Source organism: Bradyrhizobium sp. Cp5.3 (assembly GCF_000426265.1).
GTDB classification, from domain to species: domain Bacteria; phylum Pseudomonadota; class Alphaproteobacteria; order Rhizobiales; family Xanthobacteraceae; genus Bradyrhizobium; species Bradyrhizobium neotropicale.
In genome coordinates this window covers 19,226-29,279 of the sequence record NZ_AUFA01000056.1, presented here as the reverse complement: position 1 = coordinate 29,279, position 10,054 = coordinate 19,226, and the positions used below count along the sequence as shown (strand labels likewise).

At 61.9% G+C, this 10,054-nt stretch carries 9 protein-coding genes; 2 read left to right on the top strand and 7 right to left on the bottom strand.

What is annotated here, in order from left to right:
- The coding region (locus tag K289_RS49510; protein WP_198024845.1) for a transposase at positions 1 to 294 on the top strand (294 nt) is incomplete at its 5' end.
- A gap of 46 nt (positions 295 to 340) precedes the next feature.
- On the opposite strand, the gene K289_RS0136825 is transcribed toward K289_RS49510, so the two are convergent.
- Together K289_RS0136825 and K289_RS0136820 are read right to left on the bottom strand one after the other, a co-directional pair.
- The gene (locus K289_RS0136825; protein ID WP_027555995.1) at positions 341 to 1,357 is read right to left on the bottom strand and encodes an NAD-dependent epimerase; all 1,017 of its coding nucleotides are present in this window, start codon (positions 1,355 to 1,357) and stop codon (positions 341 to 343) included.
- Between the two features lie 23 nt (positions 1,358 to 1,380).
- Positions 1,381 to 2,655 carry a nucleotide sugar dehydrogenase gene (locus tag K289_RS0136820; RefSeq protein WP_027555994.1) on the bottom strand — a complete coding sequence of 425 codons (1,275 nt, stop codon included), beginning with the start codon at positions 2,653 to 2,655 and terminating at the stop codon, positions 1,381 to 1,383.
- A 182-nt stretch (positions 2,656 to 2,837) separates the two neighbouring features.
- Between K289_RS0136820 and K289_RS0136815 the strand changes: the two genes are divergently transcribed.
- A complete protein-coding gene (locus tag K289_RS0136815) occupies positions 2,838 to 3,815 on the top strand; it encodes a GDP-mannose 4,6-dehydratase (RefSeq protein ID WP_027555993.1) in 978 nt (325 codons plus the stop codon).
- Positions 3,816 to 3,842: 27 nt separating this feature from the next.
- Here the strand turns inward: K289_RS0136815 and K289_RS0136810 are convergent, their stop codons facing one another.
- The 5 genes from K289_RS0136810 to K289_RS46530 are packed head-to-tail and all read right to left on the bottom strand — an operon-like array spanning position 3,843 to position 10,027.
- Positions 3,843 to 4,796 carry an SDR family oxidoreductase gene (locus K289_RS0136810; protein ID WP_027555992.1) on the bottom strand — a complete coding sequence of 318 codons (954 nt, stop codon included), beginning with the start codon at positions 4,794 to 4,796 and terminating at the stop codon, positions 3,843 to 3,845.
- Positions 4,793 to 5,914, bottom strand: a complete 1,122-nt coding sequence (locus tag K289_RS0136805; RefSeq protein WP_198024844.1) for a glycosyltransferase family 4 protein — start codon at positions 5,912 to 5,914, stop codon at positions 4,793 to 4,795. The genes K289_RS0136810 and K289_RS0136805 overlap by 4 nt, the downstream gene beginning before the upstream one ends.
- A gap of 29 nt (positions 5,915 to 5,943) precedes the next feature.
- Entirely contained in the window at positions 5,944 to 6,810 is an 867-nt protein-coding gene (locus tag K289_RS0136800; protein ID WP_027555990.1) for a class I SAM-dependent methyltransferase, read from the bottom strand.
- Positions 6,801 to 8,735 carry an asparagine synthase (glutamine-hydrolyzing) gene (gene asnB / locus K289_RS0136795; RefSeq protein ID WP_027555989.1) on the bottom strand — a complete coding sequence of 645 codons (1,935 nt, stop codon included), beginning with the start codon at positions 8,733 to 8,735 and terminating at the stop codon, positions 6,801 to 6,803. The genes K289_RS0136800 and asnB overlap by 10 nt, the downstream gene beginning before the upstream one ends.
- Positions 8,735 to 10,027, bottom strand: a complete 1,293-nt coding sequence (locus tag K289_RS46530; protein WP_156918385.1) for a glycosyltransferase family 4 protein — start codon at positions 10,025 to 10,027, stop codon at positions 8,735 to 8,737. Before K289_RS46530 ends, asnB begins: the two co-directional genes overlap by 1 nt.
- Positions 10,028 to 10,054 lie beyond the last annotated feature (27 nt).

Sequence of the window (10,054 nt, the reverse complement as noted above, 5' to 3'; positions counted from 1 at the left end):
CAGGCCTTTGCGCCCGCTGAGGCCCGCCGTATCCTGCGTCGCCTCGAGTTCCACTACACCCCGAAACATGCCAGTTGGCTTAACATGGTCGAGATCGAGATCGGCGTTCTCCAAGGGCAGTGTCTCAGCCGCCGAATCGACGATCCAAAACACCTCAGAAATGAGATCGCAGCATGGGAGCGGCAGCGAAACAAAGCTCGCGCCCGCATCAACTGGATGTTCACAACAGACAAAGCTCGCGCCAAACTGGGCCGCGCCTATCCAGATACGTCCAAAGAGTCAAAATCACGGTGACGAGCCACTAGGCGGAGAAGCCGGATCGCGAAGGACCTTTATGCGGTCAGACCCCGTGGTATCCGCGATACCATTTTACAAACTTGCTGATTCCTTCTTCGGCGCTGGTTGACGGCCGGAAACCGACGTCGCGCATCAGATCGTCGACGTCGGCGTATGTCGCCGGGACGTCGCCGGGCTGCATCGGAAGCATTTCCTTCGCTGCAACACGACCGAGTTCCTTCTCGAGCAGGGCAACGACGTCCATGAGCTGCTCGGGCCTGTTGTTCCCGATGTTATAGATCTTCCAGGGCGCGGCGCTGCGTGAGGGATCCGGAGTATCCGTCGGAGCCTGCCGCCCAGGGGCCGGTGGCCGATCGATCAGCCGGACGATGGCCTCCACGACGTCGTCGACGTAAGTGAAGTCGCGCGACATCTGCCCGTGATTGAACAGCTTGATGGGCCTGCCCTCCACGATCGCCTTTGCGAAGATGAACATCGCCATATCGGGCCGCCCCCACGGTCCGTACACCGTGAAAAACCGCAGGCCCGTGGTCGGCAGGGAAAAGAGATGGCTGTACGCATGCGCCATCAGCTCATTTGCCTTCTTGGAGGCCGCGTAGAGGCTGATCGGGTGATCGACGTTGTCGTGGACCGAGAACGGCAGCTTCGTGTTCGAGCCATACACAGAGGATGACGAAGCATAGAGAAGATGCCGACATTGCGTGTGCCGACAGCCCTCAAGGATGTTCATGAATCCTTGCAGGTTCGCATCGACGTAAGCGTGCGGATTCTCCAGAGAATATCGCACGCCGGCCTGAGCCGCCAAATGCACGACGTGGGAAAAGCGGGATTCGGAAAAGAATGGAGCGATTGCATCGCGATTGGCGAGATCCATCCTGACGAAGCGGAAGGATGGAAACTCCTGCAGTACACGAAGGCGCGCTTCCTTCAGCGTGGGATCATAATAGTCATTGACGATATCGAGACCAACGACCTCCCGACCGGCCGACGCAAGCCGATGCGCGACGTGAAAACCTATGAAGCCGGCGGCGCCGGTCACCAGAATCTTTTGATCAGTCATCGCGCCCGTTACCTGCTCAGGACCTAAAGTCGCCAGAGTTCTATCTCGGCCGGCTTGCTCGCCCGATCCAGCCGGGACTTGACGTCCAGGACCAGACCCTGCCCCTCCTTCAGGAGCGTCTGCAAGAATGGCCAGCCCAGATTGACGAAAGTGTCGTGCGCCACGGCGAGCACGACCGCGTCGGCCGGCTGCTGCTCCTTGTGATCGGAGAGCTCAATCCCATACTCGTGGAGCGCCTCGGCGCGGTCCGCCCAGGGATCGCTGATCTGAACCTTGATGCCGAACGATTCCAGTTCACGGACGATGTCGACGACCTTGGAGTTGCGCAAGTCCGGCACGTTCTCCTTGAACGTCACGCCGAGCACCGTGACGACCCCGCCGCGGGATCCCCTCTTCAGAAGACGCCGAATGCACTCTCGCGCAATCCGTGCGCCCATGTCGTCATTGATGCGCCGCCCCGCAAGGATGACTTGAGGATGGTATTTCGCCATCTCGGCGCGATGGGTCAGATAATAGGGGTCGACCCCAATGCAGTGTCCTCCGACCAGGCCGGGCTGAAACGGGAGAAAATTCCACTTCGTGCGGGCAGCCGCCAGCACGTCGCCGGTATCGAGATCGAGCGCGTGAAAGATCTGCGAGAGCTCGTTCATGAAGGCGATGTTGAGATCGCGCTGCGTGTTCTCGATCACCTTTGCCGCTTCGGCGACCTTGATCGAAGGCGCCTGGTAGATGCCGGCCTTGACGACCGCGCCATAGACGTCGGCGACGATCCTGAGCGATTCGGCATCCTGGGCAGACACCACCTTCTGGATAGTCTCGAAGCGATGTTCCTTGTCGCCGGGATTGATCCGCTCAGGCGAGTATCCGACATGGAAATCGACGCCCGCCTTGAGTCCGGAGGCACGCTCGAGAACCGGCACGCATTCCTCTTCGGTCGCGCCGGGATAGACCGTTGACTCGTAAACGACGATGTCTCCCTTCTTCAAGGCGCCACCGACCGACTTGGATGCGCTCAACAGCGCACGCAGGTCAGGCTTGTTTGCGCCGTCAATCGGCGTTGGAACCGTGACGATGAAGAAGTCCGCCACGGCCAGGTCTGCCGGCCGGTCCGTGTATTCGATCCGTGCGGCATTCAGATCGGCCGCCCCGATTTCGCGCGTACGGTCTTGACCTCGGCGCAACTCGGCGATCCGCTCCGCGCTGATGTCGAATCCGATGACCCGATACCCGGCGCGACCAAACGCAACCGCCACTGGAAGCCCGACGTAGCCAAGGCCTATGACACCAATGTTTCGGATAGTTGGCAAACCTGTCCGCTCCCGCCAGAACTGCGCTGCAACGTCTCGTTAGCTAGGAAGCCCCCCTGTTGCAATCCCCTATCTTTCGGCGATGGGCTTCGCCCAAGCCGCTAGCTCTTGAGGCGGTCCATCTTTAAAGCTAGCTATGGTAGCGCAAATCGCGGTTCGGAAGTCAGCTCGCCATGTCCAAAAAGGCCCTTATTTTCGGAATCTCCGGACAGGACGGCTCGTTGCTGGCCGCGCATCTACTCAAGCGCGGCTATGCGATCCATGGAACGTCCCGCGACAAGGAGTTAGGCATCTTCGCGAACCTGCAGCGGTTGGGTATCCGCGATCGGGTGACGCTCCACTCCGTGGATCCTGCCGACTTCGGCAGTGTCCTGCGCGTCATTTCCGACACGACTCCCGACGAGATCTACAATCTCGCAAGTCAATCTTCCGTCGGCCTGTCATTTGACCAACCGGTCCAGACGCTGGAATCCACCATTTTCAGTGCTCATAATATCGTCGATTCTGTCTATCGGCTGAAATTGAGCTCCCGCGTTTACAACGCGTGCTCGAGTGAATGCTTCGGCAATACCGACTTGCCCGCCGACGAATCCACCCCGTTCGGTCCGCGAAGCCCTTATGGCGTCGGAAAGGCCGCGGCATTTTGGACGGTGGCAAATTACAGAGACGCGCACGGGCTGTTTGCGTGCTCGGGGCTGTTGTTCAACCATGACTCGCCGTTGCGTCCGCAGCGCTTTGTCACCCGCAAGATCGTCGCGGGCGCTGCCGACATCGCCGAAAAGAAGACCGACAGCCTGCGAATTGGGAACCTGCATATCTCCCGGGACTTTGGCTGGGCGCCGGAATATGTTGAAGCCATGGCGATGATGCTCAGGGCCGACGCGCCCGAGGACTTCGTGATCGCAACAGGACAAACCAACACGCTCGAGAGCTTCGTCCGCGAGGCATTCAACTATTTCGGGCTCGATTGGGAAAAACACATCGACTTCGACGAAAGCCTGTTTCGTCCGATCGACCTCAAGTGCAATTCCGCCAACCCTGCCAAGGCGAAGCGGATGCTCGGCTGGGAAGCAAAGATCTTCATGAAGGACGTCGTCAGGCTGCTGGCGGACGGCGAACTCGAATACCGCCGCGAAGCCAAGAGGCCATAGCGCTTCGCTGGTCCCCGTCTGCCAGTCTTAGCGAGAAGCCAGGAATGCGCGCGCGGTGCGGCGCAATTCCTCGTCGACGCGGAAGGGCGGTCTCCAATCGAGCATCGTGCGGACCTTCTGACTGTCGACGCAGAGCGAGAGACAGAGCCGCTGCGCCAGTGCCCGCTGCCCCGCCAATGCGGCCACGCCCTCCAACAGACGGACGGGAACGGGCAGCAGACGGGCTTTGGTGTCGAGAGCCGCCGCCAACCTTTTCAGAAGCTCGGGTGTCGACAAGTCCTCGCCGTCGCTGGCCATGAAGACCTCTCCGGCAGCCGCTGGGTGTTGCAAGCAGGTGCAGATCAGATCGACCATGTTGCCGACACCGATCAGGCTGCGGCGGTTTTCGATGCGGCCAAGCGGCAGCGGGACTCCGCGCCGCAACCAGCGCATCATCGACAGGAAATTCGCGCGCACGCCCGGCCCATAAATCAAGGGCGGACGCAGAACGACGATCTGCATTCCGCTCGCGCGACCGAGCTCGAGCAGGCCGCGTTCGGCTTCGAGCTTCGACACCCCGTACGGGTCTTGCGGACGCGGCGTTGCGGTTTCGACAAAGGGCGTGTTCGGAGCAGTGTATTCGCCGCACACCTTGACCGAACTGAGAAATACGAAGCGGCGAACGCCGGCAGCGGCGGCCTGACGCGCCAGAGACAACGTACCGTCCACATTGACGCGGCGGTATGCGTCCAGGGCATTAGCGCTGCTCTCGCGCATCACATGCACCCGCGCTCCCAAATGCGCAACGGTGTCACATCCCGCGATCGCAGATGTCCAATCGAAGGAGCCTTCGAGATCGACGTTCTCGGCGACATCGATGCCGGCGGGCAGGTCTGCGCGATTACGATGGACAGCCGCGCAAAGCGGAATTCCGTCGGCAGAAAGGCGACGGACCAGTTGCCCGCCGACGAACCCCGAAGCGCCGACGACCAGGACCCTCATCGCGCTAAAAGCTCGGAGTAGATCGCAAGTGTCTGGGCAACGACGATCTCCTGGGAAAATTCCGCCTGGACGAGCTTTCGCCCTTGCGCTCCCATGCGCCTTCGTTGCTCCGGATCTGCCACCAACTGCGCAAGGGCCTGGGCGAGCTGGCCGACATCTCCGGCCGGGACGAGCCTGCCGTTGACACCATCGGTCACGATCTCCCGGCAGCCCGGCACATCATAGGTGACGATGGGGCACTCGCCCGCGGCGGCTTCGATCAGGGTCTTGGGAATGCCCTCCCCGTACGTGGTCGGCAGACAGACGATCGCCGCCTCACGGATGATCTCGGGGATGTTGTCGCAATGCCCCCACCACTCGACGAGGCCAACCTCGTGGTATTGCCTGAGCACGGCTTCAGGAATGGAGTGCGGATTTTCGGGGTCGGGCGCGCCCGCAAGGACGAACCTTGCAGCCACGTTGCTCTTCCGCAGCAGAGCTGCGGCTTGCACGAAATCCTCGACCCCCTTCTCCTTGATCATCCGGGACGCCAGGAGGACGATGGGCGGAGAACCTTCCTGGCGCGCTTGCGAGAACTGTGCGAGATCGACGCCCGATCCCTTGACGAGGCGTATCTTGTCCGGCGCGACGCCGATTTCATCGGCCAATACCCGCGCATCATCCCTGTTCTGGACAATCGTCAACGCCTGCCGCTGGCTCAGCGCAAACCTCAGCAGCGGAACGATCACGCGGCGGAGGGTCTGGGCATAGACCGCCTTGGACGAGAAGACGAACCCCAATCCCGCGACGTTGTTGACGATTGCCGCCACGCCCGCGAGCCGTGCCGCGATCGAACCGTACAGAACGGGCTTCATCGCCACGTGATGAACGATGCTCGGGCGATGGCTTCGGTAGAGCGCCACCAGTTCGGCGATGCTTGCGAGCTCGCGGAACGGATTTCGGCCGGAGCGCCGCATGCGCTGCAGGCCGATGGGCATGAATCCCTCGCGCGTGATGGCTTCGGCCTTCTCGCCCAGCCGCGTCGCCACCAATACCTCGTAGCCGGCGGCCAGCGCCGCGCGGGCGATCGGCAGGCGATGGGAGACGAAGTACCAGTCCTCTGTCACGACGAACAGCAACCGCTTGCGATCGAGAACGGAGGCCTCGCTCACACCGGCCTCAAGATCACACGGATTTCGCAAACCATGAAATCCTCGTCGGCAAACGGCCGAAATTGCGGCGCCATCCGATCGCGAGGCAATGGCAGGTCCGGCCATCGCTGCTCCGAGATGACCTCGACGCTGAAGCCGGCCGCCTTCATCATACCGATCATTTCGCGCGGGCGGATGCGATTGGTGTAGAAGCCCGAGGTTCGGAAGGCCTGGGTTTCCCAGACGTCCTCGCCGAAGCGCAGGTTGTTCAGGCCACCTCCGAGGTGATCGCGAAAATCGATGCTGTGAACGCCGATCCCGCCGGGAGCAATGACCCGGCGCAATTCCTTCATCAGGGCCGGAAATTCATCGCGGTAGATGTGCTCGAGCACGACCTGGGACCAGATGAAATCGACCGACTGGTCCGGGATGGTCTTGAGCGAGCTCGTACCTTCCGTCAGGTAGACGACGTCGAACTCCGCCATCGCATCCTGGAGGGTCGCCGACTTCAGCGGCACAACGGCTCGCCCGCGCGAGGCAAGCAGTGCGAGAAGCTCGCGGCATCCGGAGATGTCGGTTTCTGCAAACGGCCCCGCATCCGCAAGCCAGGCCTTTTCAGCACCGAAGGCGCGCGCGACGAAGCCCGACAGCACCGAATCGCCCGGTCCAAGCTCGAGGGAACGAAACTTCGCAGGAAGTTGCCCGTGCTCCACGGCGGACTGGAAATGGCTCTCGAAGGCGGAGATTGCGCGCTCCGGCACCATCATCTCGCCGTGGCGGAAGAGCCCGATGCGTTTCCAGAGCGCGTAAGGGACAGGCAGGCGCGCGAGCCCGAGCTTGATGCTCAGCTTGGCCCACCACGGCACGTAGGAACTCAGACCCATCGCCGTGCCCGCTCAAGCCACAGGTCGAACATCAGCACGGTCCAGAGCTGACCGCCGCGATTGACCCGGCCGATCTGATGCTGCTGCCAGTTATCGCCGATGGCCTTGCGATCGAAAAACTCGTCGCTCCCGGACGACAGCCAATCGGATGCCCAGCCCTTCAGCGGACCACGCAACCAGCTGTCGATCGGAATGCCAAAACCCATCTTGGGACGTTCGAACAGCTCACGCGGCACGTAACGCTCCAGCAAACGCCGCAAGATGTATTTTCCGGAATGATTCCTGAACTTCAGCGAGATGGGAATCTCCCAGGCGAACTCGACCAGGCGATGATCCAGCAGCGGCACGCGCGCCTCGAGCCCGACGCGCATGCTTGCCCGATCGACCTTGGTCAGGATGTCGTCCACGAGATACGTCGACATGTCCCAGGCCATTTGCTCCGCGGTGGCGGGAACGTCGGGCGCCAGCGCCGACGGCGCGGGTCTCGCAAGCGCGACACCGTCAGACGAGACCAGCACGGTTTCGGGATTGGCCCATTGCGACACCAGCCTGCTCTGCAGCTCGTACAGGGTCGAGGATGCGAGCACGGACGCGACCTTGTGGATCTTCTGCCCCGGCAGCGCGGGCTGCAGGTGGGGCGGCAGGACGCAGCTCAGCGCACGAAACGCGGCATCCCAGCTCGCAGGCGATGCCGAGGACAATCCGGATGCAGCCATGCGACGCAATGCATGGGGGATCCTGGTCAGACGTTTCCAGTAATCGGCGACGAACAGATAACGGTTGTAGCCGCCGAACAATTCGTCGCCGCCGTCACCGGACAGCGCAACCGTCACCTGCTGTCGCGCGAGTTTCGAGACGAGATAGGTCGGTATCTGCGAGATATCGGCGAAGGGCTCGTCATAGATGTCGGGGAGCGAGGGAATGACGGCCATCGCATCGGCATCCGAGACGTAGAGCTCGGTGTGGTCGGTCTGAAGGTGCTTTGCGACCTCGGCGGCGTGCTTGGCTTCGTTGTAGCTCGGATCGTCAAAGCCGATCGAGAAAGTCTTGGTGGCCGCTCCGCCCACGGCTTGCATGATGGCCGTGACCGAGCTGGAATCAATGCCACCGGACAGGAACGCCCCGAGCGGCACATCGGAGATCATGTGCTCGGCGACGATGCCGCGCAGGCGCTGATCGAGCTCTTCCAGCACCTCCTCTTCGTTCGCCCGCGGCCTCGACATGCCGCGCGCGACGACCTCCGGGATCGACCAATAGGCTCTCGGCTCGCTTGCATGCCCGTCGCGAAACCTGAGCATGGTCGCAGCGGGCAGCTTGGACACGCACTCGAAAATGCTGAAGGGCGCAGGAACGTAGCCGAGGCGCAGGAATTCGGACAAAGCCGGCAGTGAAATCGGAGGGAGCTCTCCCCGCTGCACTACGATCGGGCGCAGCTCCGAGGAGAAGACAAGCGTCCCGTTCACGACGCTATAGTAGAGCGGCTTGATGCCTAGCCGATCGCGCGCGAGCACAAGCGTGCGTTCGCGCTCGTCCCAGACGGCAAGCGCAAACATGCCGGCACACCGCGAGATCGTCTCATCGATGCCCCAATGCTCGAAGCCCGCAACGACGACCTCGGTATCCGAGTGACCATTGAATTGATGGCCCCTGGCCTCGAGGTCGCGGCGCAGGTCGCGGTAATTGTAGATTTCGCCATTGTACGTCAGCGCATAACGGCCGGACGCCGAGATCATCGGCTGCGCTCCGGCGGACGACAGGTCGATGATCGAAAGCCTGCGATGGCCAAATCCGGCGCGGCCATCCTCGCTGATCCAGTGGCCGTCGCCGTCCGGGCCGCGATGCGCAAGCGCATCGGTCATCCGGACCAGAATCTGGCGATCGATCCGGCCTGCCTTACTGCCCGCAATTCCGATGATGCCACACATTATCGCGTTTCGGACTTCCGGCGTGGAGTGATTGACGTGAGAATTGACGCGAATTTCCCAGCGATGGCGGACCACGACAACTCGCTCATAGCGTGAGCCCTCGCCGCCGCCCCGCAACGCAGCCGCAAAGCTTCGTCATCGACGAGCCGGCTGAGTGCGGCAGCAAGCGCGGCCGGTGTCGAGTCTGCCGCGACCAGACCGGTCTGCTCGTGCAGGACCTGCTCGGCAAGCCCTCCGACGGGTGTCACGACGGCCGGAATTCCGGCCGCGCCTGACGTCGCAAGCACGGCGGACTGGCTCGCGCCGCGATATGGCGCAACGACGATATCAATTCCTTCGAAGACCTCGCCGACATCCTCTTCGGGGATCCATCGGTTATCGACGAAGACGTCCTCGAGCCCGGCGATCTGCGCCCGATACGGCTCGATATCGCCCGGGCCGATGATGCGAAGCCCGACATCCTTGCCCTCGCGCTTCATGATCTTGTAGGCGTCAAGAAGGATATCCAGTCCCTTGTAGGGCAGCAGGCGTCCGAAAAAGAGCAATTGGACCGTGCGCCCGGTTCGCGCGGGAGCGGGGTTTCTGGTTTCGGCATAGGGGAAGATCCCCAGCGGGGCGATCCACACGCGGTCGACAGGAAAACTGTTGTTCGTCGTAACCGACTTCTGGGTGTACTCGGTCAGCGCAACGATGCCATCGCTTGCGGCGATTTCTGTGTCGAGCATCCATTTGCGGATGGCGATGTCGTCCCCGGCGTGCGGCTTTGGATCATGCAGGACGAACACGTAAGCAACGTCCCGCGGCTTGCGCCACAGGGTCGGGACGTTCCACAGATGGCTCATCGTGCAGACCACCACGGAGATGTCGTGCTCGCGCACGTAACGCCAAAATCGATGTCGAACGATCGGAACGCGTAGCAGTGCAAGGATGGCCGACGAGACGTTCGTGTAGGTGTCGACGTGATAGCCCGGCAGCCCAAGCGCGTCGAAATCGGCAATGATGTCCCCCTGCCGTGAGAGCGACAGATGCAGTTCGAGCTCAGGATGCTTCCTGAGCTCGCGCACCAGCTCATAGGTATACCTTACGCCGCCGCCCCGTCGTCCCCAATGCCAGATCAGCACCTTGCGGGGCGTTGCGGCCGACGACTTCGGTTCCATCAAGCCGATTTGTCCTGACGATGCCTCTATCACAGCAACATCATACCGCCAAGCAGCGGCCCCCGAAAGACGGACATTTAGCAATACCCTACACAATGGTTGTGGTGCCAGCCCCCTTGACCCAGGGGCCGGCACCCCCGCGGAGCCTCAATATTCGACCCT

Coding starts and splice junctions, on each gene's coding strand:
- K289_RS0136825 (WP_027555995.1), bottom strand. CDS start 1,357: ATGACTGATCAAAAGATTCTGGTGACCGGCGCCGCCGGCTTCATAGGT.
- K289_RS0136815 (WP_027555993.1), top strand. CDS start 2,838: ATGTCCAAAAAGGCCCTTATTTTCGGAATCTCCGGACAGGACGGCTCG.
- K289_RS0136810 (WP_027555992.1), bottom strand. CDS start 4,796: ATGAGGGTCCTGGTCGTCGGCGCTTCGGGGTTCGTCGGCGGGCAACTG.
- K289_RS0136800 (WP_027555990.1), bottom strand. CDS start 6,810: ATGGGTCTGAGTTCCTACGTGCCGTGGTGGGCCAAGCTGAGCATCAAG.
- asnB (WP_027555989.1), bottom strand. CDS start 8,735: ATGTGTGGCATCATCGGAATTGCGGGCAGTAAGGCAGGCCGGATCGAT.